The 21,499-nt window shown below is 68.1% G+C and carries 25 protein-coding genes; 12 read left to right on the forward strand and 13 right to left on the reverse strand.

Features of this window, described 5'->3' with window-relative positions:
- Positions 1 to 34 precede the first annotated feature (34 nt).
- From kynA to VAPA_RS07635, 6 genes are all read right to left on the reverse strand, one after another.
- On the reverse strand, positions 35 to 895 hold the full coding sequence (gene kynA / locus VAPA_RS07610; RefSeq protein WP_021006185.1) for a tryptophan 2,3-dioxygenase: 861 nt from the start codon (positions 893 to 895) through the stop codon (positions 35 to 37).
- Entirely contained in the window at positions 892 to 2,178 is a 1,287-nt protein-coding gene (gene kynU / locus VAPA_RS07615; RefSeq protein WP_021006186.1) for a kynureninase, read from the reverse strand. Before kynU ends, kynA begins: the two co-directional genes overlap by 4 nt.
- Before the next feature lie 11 nt (positions 2,179 to 2,189).
- On the reverse strand, positions 2,190 to 2,843 hold the full coding sequence (gene kynB, locus VAPA_RS07620) for an arylformamidase (protein ID WP_021006187.1): 654 nt from the start codon (positions 2,841 to 2,843) through the stop codon (positions 2,190 to 2,192).
- A gap of 78 nt (positions 2,844 to 2,921) precedes the next feature.
- Positions 2,922 to 3,239, reverse strand: coding sequence for a YkgJ family cysteine cluster protein (locus VAPA_RS07625; protein ID WP_021006188.1), 318 nt, complete (start codon positions 3,237 to 3,239; stop codon positions 2,922 to 2,924).
- Between the two features lie 24 nt (positions 3,240 to 3,263).
- Entirely contained in the window at positions 3,264 to 4,199 is a 936-nt protein-coding gene (argF, locus tag VAPA_RS07630) for an ornithine carbamoyltransferase (RefSeq protein ID WP_021006189.1), read from the reverse strand.
- On the reverse strand, positions 4,196 to 5,404 hold the full coding sequence (locus VAPA_RS07635; RefSeq protein WP_021006190.1) for an aspartate aminotransferase family protein: 1,209 nt from the start codon (positions 5,402 to 5,404) through the stop codon (positions 4,196 to 4,198). Before VAPA_RS07635 ends, argF begins: the two co-directional genes overlap by 4 nt.
- Before the next feature lie 161 nt (positions 5,405 to 5,565).
- Between VAPA_RS07635 and VAPA_RS07640 the strand changes: the two genes are divergently transcribed.
- A complete protein-coding gene (locus tag VAPA_RS07640) occupies positions 5,566 to 5,886 on the forward strand; it encodes a DUF3579 domain-containing protein (protein ID WP_021006191.1) in 321 nt (106 codons plus the stop codon).
- Between the two features lie 132 nt (positions 5,887 to 6,018).
- Here the strand turns inward: VAPA_RS07640 and rpsT are convergent, their stop codons facing one another.
- A complete protein-coding gene (gene rpsT / locus VAPA_RS07645) occupies positions 6,019 to 6,333 on the reverse strand; it encodes a 30S ribosomal protein S20 (RefSeq protein WP_007831346.1) in 315 nt (104 codons plus the stop codon).
- A 105-nt stretch (positions 6,334 to 6,438) separates the two neighbouring features.
- Here rpsT and murJ point away from each other — a divergent pair, with 105 nt between their 5' ends.
- From murJ to VAPA_RS07675, 6 genes are all read left to right on the forward strand, one after another.
- Positions 6,439 to 7,992 (forward strand): murein biosynthesis integral membrane protein MurJ, encoded by a 1,554-nt coding sequence (murJ, locus tag VAPA_RS07650; protein WP_021006192.1) that lies wholly within the window; start codon positions 6,439 to 6,441, stop codon positions 7,990 to 7,992.
- Between the two features lie 100 nt (positions 7,993 to 8,092).
- Complete coding sequence (locus VAPA_RS07655; RefSeq protein ID WP_021006193.1) at positions 8,093 to 8,944, forward strand: SirB1 family protein; 852 nt, start codon at positions 8,093 to 8,095, stop codon at positions 8,942 to 8,944.
- Positions 8,944 to 9,372: a bleomycin resistance protein gene (locus VAPA_RS07660; RefSeq protein ID WP_021006194.1), complete on the forward strand. Its 429-nt coding sequence runs from the start codon at positions 8,944 to 8,946 to the stop codon at positions 9,370 to 9,372. The genes VAPA_RS07655 and VAPA_RS07660 overlap by 1 nt, the downstream gene beginning before the upstream one ends.
- Positions 9,373 to 9,501: 129 nt before the next feature.
- Complete coding sequence (locus VAPA_RS07665) at positions 9,502 to 9,930, forward strand: YciI family protein (RefSeq protein ID WP_021006195.1); 429 nt, start codon at positions 9,502 to 9,504, stop codon at positions 9,928 to 9,930.
- Between the two features lie 30 nt (positions 9,931 to 9,960).
- Positions 9,961 to 10,380 (forward strand): YciI family protein, encoded by a 420-nt coding sequence (locus VAPA_RS07670; RefSeq protein ID WP_021006196.1) that lies wholly within the window; start codon positions 9,961 to 9,963, stop codon positions 10,378 to 10,380.
- Positions 10,381 to 10,382: 2 nt separating this feature from the next.
- On the forward strand, positions 10,383 to 11,687 hold the full coding sequence (locus VAPA_RS07675; RefSeq protein WP_021006197.1) for an RNA polymerase sigma factor: 1,305 nt from the start codon (positions 10,383 to 10,385) through the stop codon (positions 11,685 to 11,687).
- A gap of 30 nt (positions 11,688 to 11,717) precedes the next feature.
- On the opposite strand, the gene VAPA_RS07680 is transcribed toward VAPA_RS07675, so the two are convergent.
- From VAPA_RS07680 to purM, 4 genes are all read right to left on the reverse strand, one after another.
- Positions 11,718 to 12,719: a GlxA family transcriptional regulator gene (locus VAPA_RS07680; RefSeq protein ID WP_041946041.1), complete on the reverse strand. Its 1,002-nt coding sequence runs from the start codon at positions 12,717 to 12,719 to the stop codon at positions 11,718 to 11,720.
- Entirely contained in the window at positions 12,683 to 13,294 is a 612-nt protein-coding gene (locus VAPA_RS07685; protein WP_021006199.1) for an isochorismatase family protein, read from the reverse strand. The genes VAPA_RS07680 and VAPA_RS07685 overlap by 37 nt, the downstream gene beginning before the upstream one ends.
- A 108-nt stretch (positions 13,295 to 13,402) precedes the next feature.
- Entirely contained in the window at positions 13,403 to 14,470 is a 1,068-nt protein-coding gene (locus tag VAPA_RS07690; protein ID WP_021006200.1) for an AI-2E family transporter, read from the reverse strand.
- A 42-nt stretch (positions 14,471 to 14,512) separates the two neighbouring features.
- Positions 14,513 to 15,553 carry a phosphoribosylformylglycinamidine cyclo-ligase gene (gene purM, locus VAPA_RS07695; RefSeq protein WP_021006201.1) on the reverse strand — a complete coding sequence of 347 codons (1,041 nt, stop codon included), beginning with the start codon at positions 15,551 to 15,553 and terminating at the stop codon, positions 14,513 to 14,515.
- Positions 15,554 to 15,672: 119 nt separating this feature from the next.
- On the opposite strand from purM, the gene hda reads away from it, so the two are divergent.
- The 5 genes from hda to VAPA_RS07720 all read left to right on the forward strand — a co-directional run bounded on the left by hda (position 15,673) and on the right by VAPA_RS07720 (position 20,453).
- Positions 15,673 to 16,359: a DnaA regulatory inactivator Hda gene (gene hda / locus VAPA_RS07700; RefSeq protein WP_041946042.1), complete on the forward strand. Its 687-nt coding sequence runs from the start codon at positions 15,673 to 15,675 to the stop codon at positions 16,357 to 16,359.
- A gap of 19 nt (positions 16,360 to 16,378) precedes the next feature.
- Positions 16,379 to 18,022 carry a polynucleotide adenylyltransferase PcnB gene (pcnB, locus tag VAPA_RS07705; protein ID WP_021006203.1) on the forward strand — a complete coding sequence of 548 codons (1,644 nt, stop codon included), beginning with the start codon at positions 16,379 to 16,381 and terminating at the stop codon, positions 18,020 to 18,022.
- Positions 18,019 to 18,669: a 2-amino-4-hydroxy-6-hydroxymethyldihydropteridine diphosphokinase gene (folK, locus tag VAPA_RS07710; RefSeq protein ID WP_021006204.1), complete on the forward strand. Its 651-nt coding sequence runs from the start codon at positions 18,019 to 18,021 to the stop codon at positions 18,667 to 18,669. Before pcnB ends, folK begins: the two co-directional genes overlap by 4 nt.
- 115 nt (positions 18,670 to 18,784) lie before the next feature.
- Entirely contained in the window at positions 18,785 to 19,429 is a 645-nt protein-coding gene (locus VAPA_RS07715) for a DUF47 domain-containing protein (RefSeq protein ID WP_021006205.1), read from the forward strand.
- 13 nt (positions 19,430 to 19,442) lie between these two features.
- The gene (locus tag VAPA_RS07720) at positions 19,443 to 20,453 is read left to right on the forward strand and encodes an inorganic phosphate transporter (RefSeq protein WP_021006206.1); all 1,011 of its coding nucleotides are present in this window, start codon (positions 19,443 to 19,445) and stop codon (positions 20,451 to 20,453) included.
- A gap of 36 nt (positions 20,454 to 20,489) precedes the next feature.
- Here VAPA_RS07720 and VAPA_RS07725 read toward each other — a convergent pair whose 3' ends face one another.
- Together VAPA_RS07725 and VAPA_RS07730 are read right to left on the reverse strand one after the other, a co-directional pair.
- Entirely contained in the window at positions 20,490 to 20,936 is a 447-nt protein-coding gene (locus VAPA_RS07725; protein WP_021006207.1) for an NINE protein, read from the reverse strand.
- Positions 20,933 to 21,457, reverse strand: coding sequence for a GNAT family N-acetyltransferase (locus VAPA_RS07730; protein WP_021006208.1), 525 nt, complete (start codon positions 21,455 to 21,457; stop codon positions 20,933 to 20,935). Before VAPA_RS07730 ends, VAPA_RS07725 begins: the two co-directional genes overlap by 4 nt.
- Positions 21,458 to 21,499 lie beyond the last annotated feature (42 nt).

Genomic DNA, 21,499 nt, shown 5'->3' on the forward strand with positions numbered 1-21,499 from the left:
TCGGGCAGGTGGGGCAAGCAGGGCAAGCGCTAGCTCACAGATCGGTGCGCAGCTTCCAGATTTCGGGGAACAGCACCACATCGAGCATCTTGCGCAGGTAGCTCACGCCGCCCGTTCCGCCCGTGCCGCGCTTGAAGCCGATCACGCGCTCGACCGTGGTCACATGGCGAAAGCGCCAGAGGCGGAAGGCGTCTTCCAGGTCGGTGAGTTTCTCGCCCAGCTGGTACAGGTCCCAATGGTCGTGCGGGTTGCGGTACACCGTGAGCCACGCCGCCTCCACGCCGTCGCTGGCTTCATAAGGCTGGGTCCAGTCGCGCTCCAGGTGATCGGCGGGCACCGGCAGGCCATGCCGTGCGAGCAGCTTCAGCGACTCGTCGTAGAGCGACGGCGAGCGGTAGGCCGCATCCACCTGCGCGAGCAGATCGGGCCGGTGCGCATGCGGCTTGAGCATGGCGGCGTTCTTGTTGCCGAGCGCGAACTCGATGCAGCGGTACTGCGCGCTCTGGAAGCCGCTGGAGTTGGCGAGGTAGGGGCGCATCGCCGTGTACTCGGGCGGCGTCATGGTCGAGAGCACGGTCCATGCGCTCACCAGCTGTTCCATGATGCGGCTCACCCGCGCGAGCATCTTGAAGGCGTCGGCCAGCCTCTCCTCGGCGATGCAGGTGGTGGCGGCGCGCAGTTCGTGCAGCATCAGCTTCATCCAGAGTTCGCTGGTCTGGTGCTGCACGATGAACAGCATCTCGTCGTGCGCGGGCGAGAGCGGATGCTGCGCGTTGAGGATCTCGTCGAGATGCAGGTAGTCGCCATAGCTCATCGAGGCGCTGAAATCCAGCTGCGCCTTTTCCTCGTGGACGATCTTCTCGGGGCTCTTGTCCGTGCTCTTTTCGGTGCTCATGTCACTGCGTTCTTGCGGTTGAATTCGGCGCGCCGCCACTCGCCCGTCTCGAGCACCTGCACCAGGTGCTCGACCGCGTTCCACACGTCCTCGAAGCCGAGGTACAGCGGCGTGAAGCCGAAGCGGAGGATGTCGGGCATCTGCGAGTCGCCGGCACGGTAGTCGCCGATCACGCCGCGCGCGATCAGCGCCTGCACGATGGCGTAGGCCCCTTCGTCACGGCTCAGGCACACCTGCGAGCCGCGGCGCGCGTGCTCGCGCGGCGTGACGAGCGCGAGGCCCTGGCCCGCGCAGCGCTCTTCCACCAGCGCGATGAACAGGTCGGTGAGCGCGAGCGACTTGGTGCGCAGCGCGGCCATCGCGCCGTTCGTGCCGTTGAAGACTTCGGCCGCGAGCACGGTGTCGAGCCCGCACTCGAGCCCGGCCAACGCGATGACCGGCTGCGTGCCGCAGAGATAGCGGCCCACGCCTGGGGCGGGGCGATAGTGCGGCGTGAACTCGAAGGGCGCGGCGTGGCCCCACCAGCCCGACAGCGGCTGCTCGAACTTGCCCGCATGCCGCGTATGCACCCAGACGAAGGCCGGCGCGCCGGGGCCGCCGTTCAAATACTTGTAGCCGCAGCCGATGGCGTAGTCGGCATCGCTGTCGTTGAGTGCGACCGGCACCGCGCCCGCGCTGTGCGCCAGGTCCCACACCGTGAGCGCGCCGGCGGCATGCGCGGCGGCGGTGATGGCCTTCATGTCGTGCATGGCGCCCGTGCGGTAGTTCACATGCGTGAGCATCAGCACGGCGACTTCGCCGGTCAGCACCGAATCCGGACCTTGCAGTTCGCTCGCCTCGATCAGCTTGAGCGTGAAGCCGCGTTCGCGGCACAGCGACTCGGCAATGTAGAGGTCGGTCGGGAAGTTGCTGCGCTCGCTGACCACCAGCTTGCGCCCGCTGTCCTTCTGCTGCGAGAGCGCCGCGAACAGCACCTTGTACAGATTGACCGAGGTGCTGTCGGTGCACACCACCTCGCCGGGCGCGGCGCCGATCAGCCGCGCCACCTTGTCGCCCAGGCGCTGCGGCAGGTCGAACCAGCTGGCGGTGTTCCACGAGCGGATCAGGCCCTCGCCCCATTCCTTGGCCACCACTTCGGCGATGCGTGCGGGCGCGGCTTTCGGCAGCACGCCGAGCGAGTTGCCGTCGAGGTAGAGCACGGCCTCGGGAATGGTGAATTGGTCGCGCAGGGCGCGCAGCGGGTCTTGCGCGTCGAGCGCGCGGCAGTCTTCAAGGGTCGTCATGGTGGAGGTTTTCAGCGGGGAAGCTCGCGCAGCACGGCGCGAACCGGGGAGGCATCGGCGCCGACCAGCTTGAGCGGCAGCGCGATGAGTTCGTAGTCGCCCTCGGGCACGTCGTCGAGCACCAGGTTCTCGAGCACGCGCAGGTCGAGGCGGCGGATGCGCTGGTGGCTTTCCAGGGTCTTGCTGTCGGCCGGATCGATGCTGGCGGTGTCGATGCCGATGAGCTTCACGCCCATGGCCGCGAGCCGCTCGACGGTGGCGGGCGCGTAGGCCGCGAGCTGCGGGTCCCAGTGGCCGACGGGCATGGCGGCATAGGTACGCACGAGCACGCGCTGCGGCATCTGGCTCGTGACGGCGTGCGCGATATGCGCCCACTCGATCAGTGGCCCCTTGGCAATGGCATGGATCACCCGGCACGGGCCGAGGAAGGGCGCGAGGTCGACGAGGCCGATGGCCTGGCCTTCGGCGTCGTAGTGCAGGGGCGCGTCGGCATGCGCGCCGACGTGGGGCGAGAGCTTGATCTCGCTGACGTTGACCGGGCAATCCGGCGAAATGGTCGCCGCCCAGCGTTGCTGGTAGGGCGTGTCGCCGGGGAACACCGGCGTGCCTTCATGCACGGGCGGCGAGATGTCCCAGATGCGGAGTTGGGGTTGCAGAGAACGCATGGCGCGAAGTTAGCGCCGGGCGGGGGGTCGTGGTGTCGGTTATTTCCAACACACCGCGTGACGAGATGATCGATCGGCTCAGGAGGGCAGCGACGCCAGGCCGGGCAGCCCGTGCCGCGCACGGGCCCGCTCGCAGGCGTCGCTGCCGGCCTGCAGCTCGTGGCAGGGGTTGGGGCGCCATTCGTAGATGCCGCAGCTCACGGCCTGGCCGATCTTGCCGGTGAGCGCCGCGCAGCGCGGCGGCGTGTGGTCGGTGCCGCGCATGCGGCAGAGGGCGTCGTTCACTTCGACCGCAAGGCCGGACGGCACGTGTCCGCCGTTCTCGTCGAGTTCGTGGACGCTGAAGTCGACGCGGTAGCTGGCGCAGCAGGCACCGCATTGCTGGCAATGGGACACGCGGCCACGCCTTCGGTCAGATGCTCACAGCCGCCCCAGCAGCAGAAACTCCATCAGCGCCTTCTGCGCATGGAGCCGGTTCTCGGCCTCGTCCCACACCACCGACTGCGGCCCGTCGATGACCTCGGCCTGCACTTCCTCGCCGCGGTGCGCGGGCAGGCAGTGCATGAAGAGGGCGTCGGGCTGGGCGATGCGCATCATGTCCTCGTCGACGCACCAGTCGGCAAAGGCCTTGCGGCGGGCCTCGTTCTCGGACTCGTAGCCCATGCTGGTCCAGACGTCGGTGGTCACCAGGTCGGCGCCGCGGCAGGCTTCCATCGGGTCCTTGAAGACCTGGTAGCTGTCGGCCGAGCGCAGGCCCGCCACCGACTGGTCGACCTCGTAGCCGCTGGGCGTGCTCACGTGCACCTTGAAGCCGAGGATCTCGCTGGCCTGCAGCCAGGTGTTGGCCATGTTGTTGCCGTCGCCCACCCAGGCCACGGTCTTGCCCTGGATAGATCCGCGGTGCTCGATGTAGGTGAAGATGTCCGCGAGGATCTGGCAGGGATGGAACTCGTTGGTCAGGCCGTTGATCACCGGCACGCGCGAATGCGCGGCAAAGGTGTCGATCTTGGTCTGCTCGTAGGTGCGGATCATCACGAGGTCGACCATGCGGCTGATGACCTTGGCGCTGTCCTCGATGGGCTCGGCGCGGCCGAGCTGGCTGTCGCCGGTGGTCAGGTGCACCACGCTGCCGCCGAGCTGGTACATGCCCGCCTCGAAGCTCACGCGGGTGCGCGTGCTGGCCTTCTCGAAGATCATGGCCAGCGTGCGGTCGGTCAGCGGCTGGTGCTTCTCGTAGGTCTTGAACTTCTTCTTGATGATCGCCATGCGATCGAAGAGGTAGCCGTATTCGTCGGCCGTGAAGTCCGAGAACTGCAGGTAGTGGCGGATGGCGTTGGGCGTGGTGGCGGTCGTCATTGCGCTGCGGGCTCCGACAGGAAGGTTTTCACGAGGGGCGCGAGGATGGCGACGATCTCGTCGGCCTCGGCAATGCTCAGGATGAGCGGCGGCACGAGGCGGATCACCTTGTCGGCCGTCACGCTCAGCAGCAGGCCGGCGTCGCAGGCGCGGTTCAGGATCACGCCGCAGGGCCGGTCGAGCTCGATGCCCAGCATCAGGCCCTGGCCGCGGATTTCCTTCACGCCGGCCAGGCCGCCGATTTCGCGCGCGAGCGCGGCCTTCAGGTGCTCGCCCACGGTCGCGGCGTTTTCGAGCAGCTTGTGCTCTTCCATGATGCGGATGGTCTCGATGCCGGCGCGCATCGCGAGCGGGTTGCCGCCGAAGGTGGTGCCATGGTTGCCCGGGCCGAAGATGTGGGCGGCCCGGGGGCCGGCCACCACGGCGCCGACCGGCACGCCCGAGCCCAGGCCCTTGGCCAGCGGCATCACGTCGGGCTTGATACCGGCCCACTGGTGCGCGAACCACTTGCCGGTGCGGCCCATGCCGCATTGCACTTCGTCGATCATCATGAGCCAGTCGCGCTCGTCGCACAGGGCGCGCACCTGCTTCAGGTATTCCCAGCGCATCGGGTTGATGCCGCCTTCGCCCTGGATGGTTTCGAAGAACACGGCGACCACGTTGGGGTTGCCTTCGGTGGCCTTCTTGAGCGCCTCGATGTCGTTCAGCGGCACGCGGATGAACCCTTCGACCAGCGGGCCGAAGCCGGCCTGCACCTTGGGGTTGCCGGTGGCCGACAGGGTGGCGATGCTGCGGCCGTGGAATGCGGCCTCGTACACCACGATCTCGGGCCGTTCGATGCCCTTGTCGTGGCCGAACTTGCGCGCGAGCTTCAGGGCGGCCTCGTTGGCCTCCAGGCCGGTGCAGCAGAAGAAGACGTTGGTCAGGCCCGAGAGCTCGGTCAGCTTGGCGGCCAGCTGCTCCTGGCCGGGTACGTGGTAGTAGTTGGAGCTGTGGATCAGCTTGCTGATCTGGTCCTGCAGCGCGGGCACCAGCTCGGGATGGTTGTGGCCCAGCGTGTTCACGGCGATGCCGCCGAGGCCGTCGAGGTAGGCCTTGCCCTCGGTGTCCCAGACTCGGCAGCCCTGGCCGTGCGACAGCGCGATCGGCAGGCGACCGTAGGTGTTCATGACGTGGGGCGAGGTGGGCTGGGCGGTAGCGCTCATTCGGTTCTCCAGATAGGGAACCGCGGATTCTAGGCGTGCGGTTTGACGGCTTCGTTGAGGATTCCGCATTACAGCAATGCCCCATGTTCAGGATGCAAAAAGTGCCGCGGATAGAATCGCTTGCTGCACCGCAGCACCCGCTCCGGTCGCTTCATTCAACGATGATTTCCCCCACTGCCAAAGAAATCTTCATCCAGGGCATCACCCGTGATGGCCGGACTTTCCGACCCAGCGACTGGGCCGAGCGGCTGGCCGGCGTGATGTGCTCCTTCCGCCCCGGCGGCGCCTATCCGGGCAGCCACCTGAGCTATTCGCCCTGGTGCATTCCGACCACCATCAACGGGGTCAAGTGCGTGGTGGTGAACCGCGCCCTGCGCGATGCCGAACCCATGGCCTGGGACTTCTGCGTGAACTTCGCGCGCGACAACGACCTGCAGGTGGCCGAAGCCTGCCTGGTGCCCGACGCGCCACCCAAGGCCTGAGCGGGCGGCTTCCTTCCGCGAAGCGATCGGACATGAAAAAACCGCCCGAAGGCGGTTTTTTACACTTTGCTGCAGCGCACCCCGATCAAACGGCGGACCGGAGGATTCCGATCCGGGCTTGCCTGACAGGTGTCAGGCGGCGGCCTTTTCAGGCGCGAGGGCGAGGGCCTTGACCTTCGCCGACAGGCGGCTCTTGTCGCGAGCTGCCTTGTTCTTGTGGAAGATGCCCTTGTCGGCGACGGTGTCGACGATGCTCTGGGCCTTCGCGAAGAGCTCGCTCGCCTTGGTCTTGTCGCCGGCCAGAACGGCCTTTTCGACATTCTTCACGGCGGTGCGGTATTTGGAGCGCAGCGAGGTGTTCGCAGCGTTGAGCTTGGTGTCCTGGCGGACGCGCTTACGGCCGGAGGCGAGGCGCGGGTTCTTTTTCTTGGGCTTGGCGGATGCCATGATTTAGTTCCTTAGGTGTCTGAGGATGATGCAGCAAAGCCCTCCATTATAGGCCGGGTTGCCTTTTTCGCCGAATCGGGGCTTGCCGGGCCCTACACTCGCCCCGTGTCCCTGTTCAAATCCGCTTCCACCGTATCCCTGCTGACGCTCGCTTCGCGGATCACGGGCCTCGTGCGCGACGTGCTTTTTGCCTCGGTGTTCGGCGTCAGCGCGCTGACCGACGCGTTCAACGTCGCCTTTCGCATTCCCAACCTGTTTCGGCGGGTTTTCGGCGAAGGCGCCTTCAGCCAGGCCTTCGTGCCGGTGCTCGCGGCGCGCAAGACCGAAGCCGGCGAAGAGGGCGCCAAGGCGCTGATCGACCAAGTCGCCACGCTGCTCACCTGGGCGCTGGTGGTGGTTTGCGTGGCCGGCGTGGTCGGCGCGCCCCTGCTGGTGTGGGCCATGGCCAGCGGGCTGGCGGGTTTCGACGCAGCCGTGGTCATGACGCGGTGGATGTTCCCCTACATCGGCTTCATGTCGCTCGTGGCGCTGGCGGGCGGCATCCTGAACACGTGGCGCAAGTTCGCGGTGCCGGCCGCCTCGCCGGTGCTGCTGAACATCGCGCTGATCCTGGCGATCGTCGTCGGGGCGCCGCTGTTCCGCCGCTACGGCATCGAGCCGATCTATGCCCAGTGCATGGGCGTGCTGGTCGGCGGCGTGCTGCAGCTGGCCATCCAGATTCCGGCGCTGCGCGCGCTGGGCCTCATGCCGCGCATCGGCGCGAGTTTCAAGGCGCTGGGCGACGCCTGGCGCGATCCCACCACGCGCCAGGTGCTGAAGCTGATGCTGCCCGCCCTGCTGGGGGTGAGCGTGGCGCAGATCTCGCTGCTCATCAATACGCAGATCGCCTCGCACCTTGCGATAGGCAGCGTGACCTGGGTGAGCAATGCCGACCGCCTGATGGAATTCCCGACCGCGATGCTCGGCGTGGCGCTGGGCGTGGTGCTGATGCCGCAGCTGGCCGGCGCCCGCGCCGCCAAGGACGATGCGCGCTATTCGTCGCTGCTCGACTGGGGGCTGCGGCTGGTGGTGCTGCTGTCGGCGCCGTGCGCCATCGCGCTGCTGCTCTTCGCCCAGCCGCTGGTGGCCGTGCTGTTCCACAACGGCGCCTACCAGGGCGAGGACGTGCAGCGCACCACCGTGGCGCTGATGGGCTACGGCGTCGGGCTGATCGGCCTCGTGGCCATCAAGGTGCTCGCGCCCGGCTACTACGCCAGGCAGGACACGCGCACGCCCATGCTGATCGCCGTGGGCGTGCTGGTGCTGACCCAGGTCCTCAATTTCTTCCTCGTGCCGGTGCTGCAGCACGCGGCGCTCACGCTGACCATTGCCATCGGCGCGCTGGTCAATGCGATCTGGCTGCTGGTCGGCCTGATCCGCCGCGGCAGCTACCGGCCCGAACCCGGCTGGGGCAAATTCGCGCTGCAGGTGCTGGCGGGTGCGCTGGTGCTGGCGGCCCTGCTGGCATGGGGTTCGCGCCACTTCGACTGGATCGGCCTGCGCGAGCAGCGCTTCCATCGCATCGGCCTGCTGGCCGCACTGATCGCCGGCGCGGTGCTGCTCTATTTCGCGGTTCTCACGGCCGTGGGCGTGCGGCTGCGCAGTTTCATGCGCCGATGAGAGGCCTCGCGCTGCGGCTTTCCGCAACGCAGCCGTTTTCGAATTGCGCAAGCTGAAAACACCGCCTTGACGCTCCCCGAATGCTCCTCTACAAAGACACATGACGTTCAGCTTTCAGGTTCCCACGGCCCTGGCGTATTTCGAATCGCTGGTGCAGAGCGACGAACACTTTCCGCTGCTCGAGGCTGCCGCCAGCCTGGCGCAGGACGAATACCCCGACCTCGACGTGCAGCAGGTGCTCGGCGATGTCGACCAGTTGCTCGCACGCCTCAGGCGCCGGCTGCCGGCCGATGCCGCGCCGCTCGCCCGGCTGCGCGCGCTCAACCAGTTCTTCTTCAACGACCTGAACTTCGGCGGCAACGTCAACGACTACTACGATCCCGACAACAGCTACCTGAACGCCGTGCTGCGCACGCGCCGCGGCATCCCGATCTCGCTGGCGGTGCTGTGGATGGAGCTGGCGCAGGGGCTGGGCCTGCAGGCGCGGGGCATCGGCTTCCCGGGCCATTTCATGCTCAAGGTCACGCTGCCGAAGGGGCAGGTGGTGATCGACCCCTTCACCGGCAAATCGCTCTCGCGCGAAGAACTCGGCGAGCGGCTCGAACCCTACAAGCGCAGCAACGGGCTGGTCGGCGACTTCGACGTGCCGCTGGGTCTTTACCTGCAGCCTGCCAGCTCGCGTGAAATCATCGGGCGCATGCTGCGCAACCTGAAGGAAGTGCACCGGGCGCAGGAGGACTGGCAGCGCGCCATCGCCGTGCAGGACCGCCTCATCGCGCTGCTGCCCAATGCCTGGGGCGAGTACCGCGACCGCGGCATCGCGCATGCCGAGCAGGGCAATACCGCGGCCGCCATGCGCGACCTGGAAACCTACCTCGAGCATGCGGAAGACGCGCTCGACGTCGATGTCATTGCCGAGCGCGTGGCGGCGCTGCGACGCGAATCCGACTGATGGCCGCCAGCACCGGCGTCGCCGACGCACCCGATCTCGGCACCTTGCATGAATTCCACGGCGTGCAGCCGGTGCTGCCGGTGTCCGACGTCACGCGCGCCGCGCGCTGGTTTCGCGACGTGCTGGGCTTCGAGATCGACTTCATCGCCGGTGAGCCGCCGAGCTATGCGCGGGTCAAGAAAGGCGACCGCACGTACGGCGACCCGGTCTACCTGCGCCTGTGGCAGTGCAACACGCGCGGGGTGCCGCCCTGGCGCGGCGAAATCGTGATCCACGTGGGCAAGGACATCGACGGCCTGCATGCCGCCTATGCGAAGCGCGGCGTCACGGTCATCGAGCCGCCCATGTCGCAGCCCTGGGGCCTGCGGGAATTCGCCATCCGCGAACCCGACGGACATGTGCTGCGCTTCTGCGGCTATTTGCCCTGAATTTCTGATACATAAAATTACAAATGGATCGGGGCGGGTGTGTCGATCCGGCTTCCGCTCGTGCGACGTGTGAACAGGAGCGCGCGGTTTCAGCGGCTCCCGATTCCATCAACCTTCAGGAGAGACGACATGCGATTCATGGTTCTGGTCAAGGCCAACACGGATTCCGAAGCCGGCGTGATGCCGAGCACCGAAGTGCTCACCGCCATGGGCAAGTTCAACGAGGAGCTGGTCAAGGCCGGCGTGCTGCTGGCGGGCGAAGGGCTGCATCCGTCTTCCAAGGGCGCGCGGGTGCGCTGCGAAGGCCTGAAGCGCACCGTCATCGACGGGCCTTTCGCCGAAACGAAGGAGCTGCTCGCGGGCTTCTGGCTGCTTCAGGTCAAGTCGAAGGAGGAAGCCATCGAGTGGATCAAGCGCAGTCCGTTCCAGGAGGGCGAGATCGAGATCCGCCAGGTCTTCGAAGCCTCCGATTTCGGCGACTCGATGACGCCCGAGCTGCTGGCGCAGGAAGACCGCCTGCGCGCCGAAACCGATGCCCGGGCCAAGGCCGGCAGCTGAACGGCAAGACCGCACCAAAGGAGACCCGCCATGCGATTCATGCTGCTGATGATTCCCCACGGCTACGAGACGGCCGCGCCCGGCACCATTCCCGACGACGTCGATGCGGTGGCGGCCATGATGGCCTACAACGAGTCGATGCAGAAGGCCGGCGTGCTGATCAGCTGCGACGGCCTGCATCCGCCCTCGATGGGTGCGCGCGTGAGCTTTCCGGGCCGCAAGCCCAAGGTCGTCGACGGTCCTTTCGCCGAAGCCAAGGAAGTGCTCGGCGGCTACTGGATCATCGACGTGCCCTCGCGCGCCGACGCCATCGAATGGGCCACGCGCTGCCCCGGCAGCGAGAACGAGGTCATCGAGGTCCGCCAGATCCAGGAGATTGCCGACTTCCCGCCCGACGTGCAGGCCCTGACCACCGAATTTGCGTCGATGCAGGCCGCCAAGAAAGCGTAAACATGGGCGCCCCGGAGGGCCGCGGCGACAAGGCCGCCATCCACCGCACCATCGAGGCGGTGTGGCGCATCGAATCCGCCAGGATCATCGCCACCGTCGCGCGCATGGTGCGCGACGTGGGCCTGGCCGAGGAACTGGCGCAGGACGCGCTGGTCTCGGCGCTCGAGCAATGGCCCGGAGCCGGCGTGCCCGACAACCCCGCCGCCTGGCTCACCGCCGTCGCCAAGCGCCGCGCGCTCGACCGGTTGCGCCATGGGCAGCTGGCCGAGCGCAAGGCCCCCGAAATCGGCCGCGAACTCGATGCGCAGCACGAGATGGCCCAGGCCGATTTCGCCGAGGCGGTCGATGCCGCGCTCGACGACGACATCGGCGACGACCTGCTGCGGCTGGTCTTTACCGCCTGCCACCCCGTGCTTTCGACCGACGCGCGCGTGGCGCTCACGCTGCGCCTGATGGGTGGCCTCGCCACCGATGAAATCGCCCGCGCCTTTCTTGTGCCCGAAGCCACCGTGGCACAGCGCATCGTGCGCGCCAAGCGCACGCTGCTCGAAGCGCGCGTGCCCTTCGAAGTGCCGCGCCGGCACGACCTCGAAGCTCGGCTCGCGTCGGTGCTCGAGGTGCTCTACCTGATCTTCAACGAAGGCTACTCGGCCACGGCCGGCGACGACTGGATGCGTCCCGCGCTGTGCGAGGAAGCCATGCGCCTGGGCCGCATCGTGGCCGAGCTGATGCCCGATGCATCGGAGGTGCATGGCCTCGTGGCGCTGATGGAAATCCAGGCCTCGCGCACGGCCGCGCGCGTGGGCGCCTCGGGCGAGCCGGTGCTGCTGCTCGAGCAGAACCGCGCGCGCTGGGACCAGATGCTGATCCGCCGCGGCCTGGCCGGACTGGCGCGCGCCGAAGCGCTCGGCGGTGCCTTCGGCCCCTATGCGCTGCAGGCGGCCATTGCCGCTTGCCACGGCCGTGCGCGCACCGCAGATGACACCGACTGGCCGCGCATTGCCGCGCTGTACGACGCCCTGGCCGAACTGTCGCCGTCGCCCATCGTCGAATTGAACCGCGCCGTTGCGCTCTCGATGGCTTTCGGGCCGGCGGCGGGGCTCGAAGTGGTGGATGCGCTCATGGGCGAGCCGGCCTTGCAGGCCTATCACCTGCTGCCGGCGGTGCGCGGCGACCTGCTCTTGAAGCTCGGCCGCCGCGACGAGGCGCGCAGGGAATTCGACCGCGCCGCCTCGCTCACGCGCAACACGCGCGAGCGGACGTTGCTGCTGGCGCGCGCGCGGGCCTGTGCGGCTTCGGAAAGCTGATACCCCGCATCCCGCTGGGGCCGGCGGCCGCTACGCTTTCGACGGCGAAGCCGATGCGGAAGGCGAGCCGGGCAAGCCGAACTGGTGCCAGGCGCGCCGCAGCTGCGTGTCCGATCCGAAGCCCGAGATTTCCGCCGCCCGCGTCACGCTCGCGCCCGAGGCCAGCGCAAGCTGCGCGGCCGCCAGCCGCAGCCGCCGCAGATAGGCCAGCGGCGCCACGCCCGCATGCTCGACGAACAGCCGCGTCAGGTGCCGCGCCGAGGTGTGGGCCACTTCCGCCATCCGGGGCACGTTCCAGTCGGCCTGGGGCTGCTCGCTGACGGCGTCCTGCACGCGGTGCAGCGCGGCATGCAGATGGTTGCGGTAGGCCAGGAAGGGCGAAAGCTCCGGATCGTGCGGACCGCGCCGCTGCGCCACCACCATCGTCTGCGCCACCTGGGCTGCCAGCGCCTCTGTGCACACATCGGCGATGCGATGCAGCACCAGGTCGATGCCGGTGGTGACGCCCGCGCTGCTGTACACCGGCGGATCGATCACGAACACGCGGTTGGCGACCACCTCGCAGCGCGGCTCCACCGAGCGCAGCTCGTCGAGGTGATGGTGGTGCGTGGTGGCGCGCCGGCCCGAAAGCGCGCCGGCATGAGCCGCCAGCAGGGCGCCGGCGCAGACGGTGACCAGCTCGAGCCGGCCGCGTTCGAAGCGCTGGCCGCGCAGCCAGTGCAGCAGCTCCTGCGTCTCGGCGTTGCCGATCGGGATGGCGTCTCCGGGCAGCCCGACCAGCACGACCCAGGCCGGGCCATGCCATTGCGCCGGCAAGGGTGCGAGGTTGGCGAGCGCAACGCCCACGGATCCGATCGACGTGGGACGCGGGCCTGCGAATTCGATCTCGAAGCGCTCGGGTTGGCCCGCCGCGCGCAGCCGCTGGTTCGCGATGCGCAGCGCCTCGGCAGGCCCGGCCCAGTCGAGCACCAGGCTGCCCGGCAGCAGCACGAACACTACGCGGATGGGCCGCTGATGCTGCTGGAGGTCCATGCGGAGTCCATCTGGCGTGTGCCGGCGCGCTGCAGCGCCTGCGCCACGCTGCAGACAGTGGCGAACCGGCCGTCCAGCACGGTGGCCGTGCGCGCCTTGATGTCGGCCGCGGCAAGCGGCCGGCCGTCGGGCTGCACCATGTCGAAGGTCAGCGTGGCCTCGGTCACGTAGTCGACCTCCCAGCCCAGGTCGGAAGCGTGGCGCGTGGTGGTTTCGCAGCATTGCTCGGTGCGGATGCCGCTCACGATCAGCCGGCCGATGCCCTGCTGCGTGAGCCAGACGTCGAGTCCGCTGTTGATCAGCGCGCTGTGGCGGTGTTTGGTGAAGGTGGCCGCGGCCTCGAAAGCCGCCAGGCCTTCGATCGGCCGCACGAAGCCCGACTCGACCGCGAAGGGATGGCCTGCGTCAGCGGGGCCATCGACGTGGAAGACACGCACGATCGGAAGATCGGCGGCCAGGCAGCCCTCGATCAGCGCGTTCTGGGCGGCGAAATAGGGCTGCGCAACGTTTTCCGACCAGTACGCGCGCTGGCGAAACGATTCCTGCGCATCGATCACAATCAGACAGGATTTCATGGCGTTGACTTGAAAGGGCGGAGTGAATGATGCCGCCTATTCTTCTGCGCTGCCAGAATGCAGTCCGCGCCGAAGCGGACCAGAACCGATCAAATCGGGACATGAAGGCTACACCAGCCCAGCGGCCTGCAGTTCCTTCTTGAGGTACGCGTAGAAAAGCGGCGCCGCCACCAGTCCGGCCGGGCCGAACACCGCCTCGGCCACGAACATCACCGCCAGCAGCTCCCACACCCGCATCTGCGTGCGGCTGCCGACCACCTTGGCGTTGATCACGTATTCCGCCTTGTGGATGATGATCAGGAACACCAGGCATGCCAGTGCCGTCACCGGCGACACCGACAGCGCCACCAGCGTGATCACCGAGTTGCAGACCAGGTTGCCGACGATGGGCACCAGGCCCGCCACGAAGGTCAGCGTGATCAGGGCCGGCGTGTAGGGCAGGTGAGGGCCCCAGAGCGGCATCAGGAACAGCAGGAAGACGGCGGTCAGCAGCGTGTTGAAGGCGGCGATCCAGAACTGCGCGGCCACGATCTGGCCGAAGGCCTCGCCGAAGATCTCGATGCGCCGGTGCAGCTGCGCGGCGAGCGGCCGGCGCAGCAGCGGCGACGGCGCGATGGCGGCCAGCCCGCCCACGATGAGGCCCACATAGGCAAACAGCAGGCCGCCGAGCCATGCCCGTCCGGCCAGCGCCAGCGATCCGGCCTGCGCGCGCAGGTAGTTGGCCACCACGCGCTGCACTTCGGCCGCGCCTTCGGGCAGGTAGACCGCGATTTCGGGTGGGAGCTTGAGCCGCAGTTCGAGCACCGTGCGCGCCGTGTAGTCGAGCAGCTCGCGGTACTGGTCGGGCGCGTCGAGGATGTATTCGCGCGCTTGCGACAGGCCCAGCGAGATCAGCGCGATGGGCGCCAGCAGCACCAGCGTGACCGCCAGCACCCGGGCCTGGACGTCGGCACGCCCGGACGGCAGCCTGAGCCGGGCCAGGCCGGCGCCGATCAGGCGCGCGAACCAGCGCGTGGCCAGAAAGCCGATGCACACGCACAGGAGGCCGGGCAGCAGGTGCTGCCACATCACCAGCAGCAGCGCGGCCGGCATCAGCAGGTAGCTGGCCAGCACCACGTTGCGCGAGGCGGGCTGGGGCTTGGTCTCGAAGGTGGCGCGGGGGGAGGGCTTGGCCATCAGGGTCCGGGTGCTGCGCTTGCGAGCCTCGGAGCGAGGAAGTCAGCCAACCACGACGGCGGCGCCCGCGCCGCGCTCGGCGATGATGCCGATTTCAAACACCGATTCGCCGGCCGTGCGCAGCGTGGCGGCGCAGGCTGCGGCTTCGGCCGCGTCGATCACCACCACCATGCCGATACCGTTGTTGAAGGTGCGGTTCATCTCGATGTCGTCGATGCCCGCCACTTTCTGCAGCCAGGCGAAGAGCTCGGTCTGCGGCCAGCTGCCCTTCTTGAGGTGGGCCGCCGTGCCTTCGGGCAGCACGCGCGGAATGTTCTCGAGCAGGCCGCCGCCCGTGATGTGGGCCAGCGCCTTGATCGGGTGCTTGGCCAGCGCCTCGAGCACCGGCTTCACGTAGAGGTGGGTGGGCTCCATGACGGCCTCGCGGAACGGCTTGCCGTCGAGCGTGGCGGGCAAATCGGTGCCGGCGCGCTCGATCACCTTGCGCACCAGGCTGAAGCCGTTGGAATGCACGCCGGCCGAGGCCAGGCCCAGCACCACGTCGCCGGGCTTCACGTTCTGGCCCGTGAGGATCTTCGACTTTTCGACCGCGCCGACCGCGAAGCCCGCCAGGTCGTACTCGCCGGCGGGGTACATGCCGGGCATCTCGGCGGTTTCGCCGCCGATCAGCGCGCAACCGGAGATCTCGCAGCCGCGGGCGATGCCGCCGATCACGGCCGCGGCCGTGTCCACGTCGAGCTTGCCGCAGGCGAAATAGTCGAGAAAGAAGAGGGGCTCGGCGCCCTGCACCAGCACGTCGTTGACGCTCATGGCCACCAGGTCGATGCCGACCGTGTCGTGCATGTTCCATTCGAAGGCCAGCTTGAGCTTGGTGCCCACGCCGTCGGTGCCGCTCACCAGCACCGGTTCCTTGTAGCGCTTGGGCACCTCGAACAGCGCGCCGAAGCCGCCGATGCCGGCCAGCACGCCTTCGCGCAGGGTCTTCTTGGCCAGGGGCTTGATGCGGTCGACCAGTGCGTCGCCGGCATCGATATCGACACCTGCATCCTTGTAGCTGAGCGGGGTGGGCGTAGGGGAAGTCATGGTCGGACGGTGTCGAGAAGGGCGGGAAGGTGGAGGCGCCGGCGACCGAAGCGGCCGGGCCGATAGAATTCCTCACGATTTTAAGGGCCCTCCGGGCCCCCTCCATGAACCTTCCCGGGATGAAACAGCTCGCGCTCGATATCGGCATTGCGACGGGCCCCAGCTTCGACGCTTTTTTTGCCGGCCCGAACGAGGCGGCGCTGCGGCACCTGCAACTGTGGGTGGGCGGCGCCGGCAACGCCGTGCCTCACTCTCCCGTCCCGACCTACCTGTGGGGCGAAAGCGGCAGCGGCAAGACCCATCTGCTCGAATCGGTGCGTGTCGCACTGCGCGAGCAGGGCGCGAGCGTGGGCTGGCTGCATGCCGGCCTGCTGGAGCCGCCCGAATTCGACGAGCGCTGGGGTGCCGTGCTGCTCGACGACGTGCACCTCTACACCGCCGTGCAGCAGCACGCGGCCTTCAACTGGTTCGTCAATGCGCAGACGCTGCAGCGTGGCGTGGTGGCCGCGGGCGCGCTGCCGCCGGCCGACCTGCCGCTGCGCGAGGACCTCCGCACCCGGCTGGGCTGGGGCCATGTGTTCCACCTGCAGGTGCTGAGCGAAAGCGAACGCCGCGCGGTGCTGCGCCAGGCCGCCGACACGCGCGGCGTCATGCTGTCGGACGAGGTGCTCGACTACATGCTGCACCGCTTCAGCCGCGACCTGGGCAGCCTGATGGAACTGCTCACGCAGCTCGACGGCTATGCCCTGCAGACACAGCGCGCGATCACGATCCCGCTGATCCGATCCATGCTCGAAAACGAATAGAGAAGAGCTTCAACCAACAATGATCAAGAAATTCATCGACAAGCTGCTCGGCAAATCGGCCGGCGGCGCACAGGGCAAGAGCCGCTTCGGCAAGCGCCAGGAGGTGCCGGCAGAGGTTCACAAGATCGATCCAGCCCTGGTCGACGAACGTGCCAGGAACGTCGTCACCACGCTCCAGCAGGCGGGCTATGAGGCTTACGTGGTGGGCGGCGCGGTGCGCGACCTGCTGCTGGGCCTGCGCCCCAAGGACTTCGACGTGGCCACCAACGCCACGCCCGAGCAGGTCAAGTCGCTCTTCAGGCGCGCTTTCATCATCGGGCGGCGCTTTCGCATCGTGCACGTGGTGTACGGCCGCGGCCGCGAGCACGAGGTGATCGAGGTCTCGACCTTCCGCGCCTACATGGACAACGCCGCCGCCGAGCAGGTGGCCGGCAACGAGCGCACCAGCAAGGGCGAGCTCGCGAGCATGAAGCACGCGGTGGACGCCAGCGGCCGCGTGCTGCGCGACAACGTCTGGGGCCCGCAGGAAGAAGACGCGGCGCGCCGCGACTTCACCGTGAACGCCATGTACTACGACCCGGCCAACCAGATCGTGGTCGACTATCACAACGGCATCCGCGACGCCCAGAAGCTCACGCTGCGCATGATCGGCGACCCGGCGACGCGCTACCGCGAAGACCCGGTGCGCATCATTCGCGCGATCCGCTTCTCGGCCAAGCTCGCGGCGCTCGGTTTCAAGATGGAAGCCAAGACGGCCGCGCCGCTGGTCGAATCGAGCAAGCTGCTGGCCGACGTGCCGCAGAGCCGCCTGTTCGACGAAATGCTCAAGCTGCTGCAGACCGGCCATGCCATTGCCACGGTCGAGCAACTGCGCAAGCTGGGCCTGGTCACGGGCATCTATCCGCTGCTCGACGTGGTGGTGGAGCGCGCCGACTCGCCGTTCGTGAAGGCGGCCCTGCAGGACACCGACCGCCGCGTCGGAGAAGGCAAGCCCGTGGCGCCGAGCTTCCTCCTGGCCTGCGTGCTGTGGGCCGACGTGCGCGACGGCTGGGCCCAGCGCCAGGAAGGCCGCCACGGACAGCGTCCGCAGCCGCCGTTCCCGGCCCTGCAGGACGCGATCGACGACGTGTTCAACGCCCGCATCGGCGATGTCTCGGGCCGCGGCAAGCTCGCTGCCGACATGCGCGAGATCTGGATGATGCAGCCGCGCTTCGACAAGCGCACCGGTTCCACCCCCTACAGCCTGGTCGACCAGGCGCGTTTCCGCGCCGCCTTCGACTTCATGCGGCTGCGCGCCGACGTGGGCGAGGTCAGCGAGGCCATTGCCGAGTGGTGGCAGGAGTTCAGCACCGCCGACGACGTGCGCCAGCAAGACCTGCTGGAGCAGGTGCGCGACGAACAGAAGACCCGCCAGCGCGTGCGAACGCGCGACCCGGTGGCGCCGAAGCCCTCCCGCGGCGAACCGGCGGCGCGCCAGCGCCAGCCTGACGCCGAATCGCGGCAGGACCACGAGGCCGAGATCGAGGTCGATGCCGGCGCCGTGCCGCCCGATGGCGAAGCGGCCGCGCCGCGCAAGCGCCGCCGTCGCCGCAAGCCGCGCACCGGAGCTGGTGGCGGCAGTGGCAGTGGTGGCGAGGGCGGCGGGAGCGCCGCAGCCGAATGAGCGCACCGAACCGGCCGAAGGACGGCAAGAGCGGCGGTGGCCAGGGCCGGCCGCCATCGCGTGGCGGCCCTTCGTCGAAGCCGAAGAGCGGCGGCCCGGCACCCGCGCGGCGCGCGCCCAGCCGGCCTGCGGGCAAGGCGGGGCCTGCGGGTGCGCCCGCCCGCCGCCCGCGCGAGGACTATCCCACCGTTCAGGCCTTCGTCGCCATCGGAGCGAACCTCGGTGACGCCCGGGCTGCCGTGACGGCGGCCATGGACGCCATCGGCACCATCGAGCGCACCGTGGTGACGGCGCGCTCGTCGCTCTACCGCAGCGCGCCGGTCGATGCGGCCGGGCCCGATTTCATCAACGCCGTGGTGGCCGTGCGGACCGGGCTCACGGCCGAGGCGTTCCTGGCCGAACTGCATCTGCTCGAGGAGCAGGCAGGCCGCGAACGGCCTTTTCCCAATGCGCCGCGCACGCTCGACCTCGACCTGCTGATGCACGGCAACGCGATCAAGGACACGCCCGCGCTGGCCTTGCCGCACCCCCGCATGCGCGACCGTGCCTTCGTGCTGAAGCCGCTCGCCGAGATCGCACCCGACAAGGTGCCGCGCGCGGCGCTTGCCCGCGTTTCCTCGCAGGTCATCGAGCGGATTCGCGACTGAGCAGGCGGGGCGGCGAACCCCGTTCGCCGGCCGGCTTTGCTTCGCCCATTACACTTGCGCGGTTTTTCATGACGTTGTCACACATTTGTGGCAGCCGCGAACCCAGGAGAGCGCCATGTTCGGCAAGCTGCTGCCCCGCGAGGGGAATTTTTTCGAGATGTTCAACCAGCACGCCGAGCGCATCGTCGAAGCGGCGCGGGCGTTCGAGCAACTCGTGGCCAACTACAACGACGTGCATCTGCGCGAGCAGTACAACCGCGACGTCGACAATGCCGAGCGTGCGGCCGACCGCGTCACGCACGACGTCAACCGGCTGATCCACAAGACCTTCATCACGCCGATCGACCGCGAGCAGATCCACAAGCTCATCAACACGATGGACGACGTGGCCGACCTGATCCAGGACTCGGCCGAGACCATGGCGCTGTACGACGTGCGCCACATGACCGACGAGATCGTGCGCCTCACCGCCCTGAGCGTGAAGTGCTGCGACCGCCTGAAGGATGCCGTCAAGTTCCTCGGCAAGATCGCCGACCCGGCGGTGGCCGAGGCCACGCTCAAGACCTGCGAGGAAATCGACCGCCTCGAGTCGGATGCCGACCGCGTGATGCGCAGCGCCATGAGCAAGCTGTTCCGCGAGGAGCCCGACGTGCGCGAGGTGATCAAGCTCAAGGCAATCTACGAATTGCTCGAGACGATCACCGACAAGTGCGAGGACGTGGCCAACGTCATCGAGGGCATCGTCCTCGAGAATTCCTGAGCGGTAACCATCGATGGCAACGGTTCAGGTCGCCCTCTGGGTGGTGATGGTTCTGGTCGCGCTTGCGATCCTGTTCGACTTCATGAATGGCTTCCACGACGCAGCGAACTCGATCGCGACCGTGGTGTCGACAGGCGTGCTCAAGCCGGGCCACGCCGTGCTGTTCGCGGCTTTCTTCAACCTGATCGCGATCTTCATCTTCCACCTGAGCGTGGCGGCGACGGTCGGCAAGGGCATTGCCCAGCCCGGCGTGGTCGATGTGCACGTGGTCTTCGGCGCGCTCGTGGGCGCCATCAGCTGGAACCTGGTGACCTGGTACTACGGCATCCCGAGCAGCTCGTCGCACGCGCTGATCGGCGGCATCGTCGGTGCCGTGATCGCGAAGACCGGTACCGGCGGCCTCGTGGCTTCCGGCATCTGGAAGACCGTGGCCTTCATCTTCGTTTCGCCGTTTCTCGGTTTCCTGCTGGGCTCGATGATGATGGTGCTGGTGGCCTGGGGCTTCCGGCGCGCCACGCCCTCGCGCGTGGACCGCTGGTTCCGGCGGCTGCAGCTGGTTTCGGCCGGGGCCTACAGCCTGGGCCACGGCGGCAACGACGCGCAGAAGACCATCGGCATCATCTGGATGCTGCTGATCGCCACCGGCTACGCCTCGGCCACGGATGCGAGCCCGCCCACCTGGACCATCGTGAGCTGCTACGCCGCGATTGCGCTGGGCACCATGTTCGGCGGCTGGCGCATCGTGAAGACCATGGGCCAGAAGATCACCAAGCTCAAGCCCGTGGGCGGCTTCTGCGCGGAGACGGGCGGCGCGCTCACGCTGTTCCTGGCCACCGCGCTGGGCATTCCCGTGTCGACCACCCACACCATCACCGGCGCCATCGTCGGCGTGGGCTCCGCGCAGCGCGCCAGCGCCGTGCGCTGGGGCGTGGCGGGCAACATCGTCTGGGCCTGGATCTTCACGATCCCGGCGTCGGCGTTCGTGGCCGCCATTGCCTACTGGCTCAGCCTGCAGATCTTCTGAGCAAGGCGCGCGGCGCAGCCTTCGGGCGCGCAGCGGCTACTGCGAGATCTTCCGGCCTTCCTCGACCTGGTGTTCGAAGTAGCGCTGGAAGCTGAACACGATGCTGGCCATCAGCACCGTGGTGCCGAACAGGAGCGCCAGCACCACGGCGCCGATCGTGGCCCAGTTCGTGCGGCCCGGCGCGGCGTCCGAAGGCGCGCCCCCGTTGAAGCGGGCGTTCCACTTCTCGGGCGTCATGAGGCCGTAGACGATGGCCGTCAGCGCGCATCCCGCAATGGTGAAGCCCAGGAGCGGAATCAGCACCCAGCTCCAGCCGTCGTCCAGGCCGTACATGCGCGCGCGCTCGATGCCGTAGAGGCCCAGCGCGGTGGGAATGGGCAGCAGCCAGCCGAGCCAGTCGCCGATGCCGCGCAGGTAGAAGCGGTGCAGGCCCAGCGGGCCGCCCAGGAAGGAGAGCCAGGCGGCAATGGTCTTGTTTTTCATTCGGGTTTGGTGGTGCTGCCTTCGCCGAGCACCTTTTCCATCAGGACCACGTCGCGCCATTCGCCGAACTTCCAGCCGCAGTCCTTGAGCACGCCCACGTGCGTGAAGCCCTGGCTGCGGTGCACGCCGACCGAGCCGGCATTGGCCGAATCGCCGATGACGGCGATCAGCTTGCGCACGCCCGCTGCCTCGGCGGCCTGCGAGAGGGCTGCCAGCAGCCGGGTACCCAGGCCCTTGCCGCGTGCGGCTTCAGACATGTAGATGGAGTCTTCGGCCGAAAAGCGGTAGGCCGGGCGCGGCTTGAACCAGTTGCAGTAGGCAAAACCCAACACTTCGCCGTTTTCTTCGGCAACGAGGTAGGGCAGGTCCTTGCCGAGCACGTCGGCGCGTCGCGCGGCCATGTCGGTGGCAGAGGGCGGTTCGGTCTCGAAGGTGCCGGTGCCGTTGAGCACGTGGTGGGCGTAGATGGCCGTGATGGCCGCGATGTCTTCGTCGCGGCTGGGGCGGATGGTGAGGGTCATGCAGGTGGCAAACGGATCGCGGCAAGCGCTGGAATTCGTGGA

The organism is Variovorax paradoxus B4, from assembly GCF_000463015.1.
GTDB classification, from domain to species: domain Bacteria; phylum Pseudomonadota; class Gammaproteobacteria; order Burkholderiales; family Burkholderiaceae_C; genus Variovorax; species Variovorax paradoxus_E.

Coding starts and splice junctions, on each gene's coding strand:
- kynA (WP_021006185.1), bottom strand. CDS start 895: ATGAGCACCGAAAAGAGCACGGACAAGAGCCCCGAGAAGATCGTCCAC.
- kynU (WP_021006186.1), bottom strand. CDS start 2,178: ATGACGACCCTTGAAGACTGCCGCGCGCTCGACGCGCAAGACCCGCTG.
- kynB (WP_021006187.1), bottom strand. CDS start 2,843: ATGCGTTCTCTGCAACCCCAACTCCGCATCTGGGACATCTCGCCGCCC.
- argF (WP_021006189.1), bottom strand. CDS start 4,199: ATGACGACCGCCACCACGCCCAACGCCATCCGCCACTACCTGCAGTTC.
- VAPA_RS07635 (WP_021006190.1), bottom strand. CDS start 5,404: ATGAGCGCTACCGCCCAGCCCACCTCGCCCCACGTCATGAACACCTAC.
- VAPA_RS07640 (WP_021006191.1), top strand. CDS start 5,566: ATGATTTCCCCCACTGCCAAAGAAATCTTCATCCAGGGCATCACCCGT.
- rpsT (WP_007831346.1), bottom strand. CDS start 6,333: ATGGCATCCGCCAAGCCCAAGAAAAAGAACCCGCGCCTCGCCTCCGGC.
- VAPA_RS07655 (WP_021006193.1), top strand. CDS start 8,093: ATGACGTTCAGCTTTCAGGTTCCCACGGCCCTGGCGTATTTCGAATCG.
- VAPA_RS07660 (WP_021006194.1), top strand. CDS start 8,944: ATGGCCGCCAGCACCGGCGTCGCCGACGCACCCGATCTCGGCACCTTG.
- VAPA_RS07665 (WP_021006195.1), top strand. CDS start 9,502: ATGCGATTCATGGTTCTGGTCAAGGCCAACACGGATTCCGAAGCCGGC.
- VAPA_RS07670 (WP_021006196.1), top strand. CDS start 9,961: ATGCGATTCATGCTGCTGATGATTCCCCACGGCTACGAGACGGCCGCG.
- VAPA_RS07675 (WP_021006197.1), top strand. CDS start 10,383: ATGGGCGCCCCGGAGGGCCGCGGCGACAAGGCCGCCATCCACCGCACC.
- VAPA_RS07680 (WP_041946041.1), bottom strand. CDS start 12,719: ATGGACCTCCAGCAGCATCAGCGGCCCATCCGCGTAGTGTTCGTGCTG.
- VAPA_RS07685 (WP_021006199.1), bottom strand. CDS start 13,294: ATGAAATCCTGTCTGATTGTGATCGATGCGCAGGAATCGTTTCGCCAG.
- VAPA_RS07690 (WP_021006200.1), bottom strand. CDS start 14,470: ATGGCCAAGCCCTCCCCCCGCGCCACCTTCGAGACCAAGCCCCAGCCC.
- purM (WP_021006201.1), bottom strand. CDS start 15,553: ATGACTTCCCCTACGCCCACCCCGCTCAGCTACAAGGATGCAGGTGTC.
- hda (WP_041946042.1), top strand. CDS start 15,673: ATGAAACAGCTCGCGCTCGATATCGGCATTGCGACGGGCCCCAGCTTC.
- pcnB (WP_021006203.1), top strand. CDS start 16,379: ATGATCAAGAAATTCATCGACAAGCTGCTCGGCAAATCGGCCGGCGGC.
- folK (WP_021006204.1), top strand. CDS start 18,019: ATGAGCGCACCGAACCGGCCGAAGGACGGCAAGAGCGGCGGTGGCCAG.
- VAPA_RS07715 (WP_021006205.1), top strand. CDS start 18,785: ATGTTCGGCAAGCTGCTGCCCCGCGAGGGGAATTTTTTCGAGATGTTC.
- VAPA_RS07720 (WP_021006206.1), top strand. CDS start 19,443: ATGGCAACGGTTCAGGTCGCCCTCTGGGTGGTGATGGTTCTGGTCGCG.
- VAPA_RS07725 (WP_021006207.1), bottom strand. CDS start 20,936: ATGAAAAACAAGACCATTGCCGCCTGGCTCTCCTTCCTGGGCGGCCCG.
- VAPA_RS07730 (WP_021006208.1), bottom strand. CDS start 21,457: ATGACCCTCACCATCCGCCCCAGCCGCGACGAAGACATCGCGGCCATC.